1 rRNA gene is annotated in these 567 nt (G+C 31.6%); it reads right to left on the bottom strand.

What is annotated here, in order from left to right:
- Positions 1–476: 476 nt before the first annotated feature.
- Positions 477–567: ribosomal RNA gene (gene rrf, locus OIO11_RS11585) — 5S ribosomal RNA — on the bottom strand; the annotation flags it as partial.

Genomic DNA, 567 nt, shown 5'->3' with positions numbered 1-567 from the left:
GTATATCATCTGAATTTCTTCTTGTCAACAACTTTTTTGAATTTTTTTAATTTTCTCAAATCATCTTAATTCATACTTTGTTGTTTCCTCTCCGCCGCTCTCGCGACGACAAGGAATATCTTATCATGAATCTTAGACTAATATAATTCAATATATCTCACTATATTAAATTACACTATATTTCCTATGTTTTTCTTCATTTTTCTTCATTATTCTCATACTGATACGCAAGGATAAGTATACTTCACTACAAGAATGTTGTAACATTCTTATAGTCGCCAGTAACCAATCCACCACATAAAAAAAAGATAAAAGCAATTAAGAGCAATTAGATAAAATTAAAATAAAATAGACTCAAAGTGATATTATATCTACTTTAAAGTCTATTTTATTATTTTAACTTTAGTTTTTCACAAGCAAAATATTTTAAAATACACACAAAAAAGCACTAAGCTTTTGCTTAGTGCTTTTATCTTACCCGGCGGCGACCTACTCTTCCACACCGTCTCCAGTGCAGTACCATCGGCGCTTTGAAGCTTAACCTTCGTGTTCGGAATGGGAACGGGT

Source organism: Clostridium sp. ZS2-4 (genome assembly GCF_026719745.1).
Classification (GTDB): Bacteria; Bacillota; Clostridia; order Clostridiales; family Clostridiaceae; genus Clostridium_H.
The sequence above is the reverse complement of the archived record's forward strand: the minus strand, read 5'-3'. Positions and strand labels throughout refer to the sequence as shown.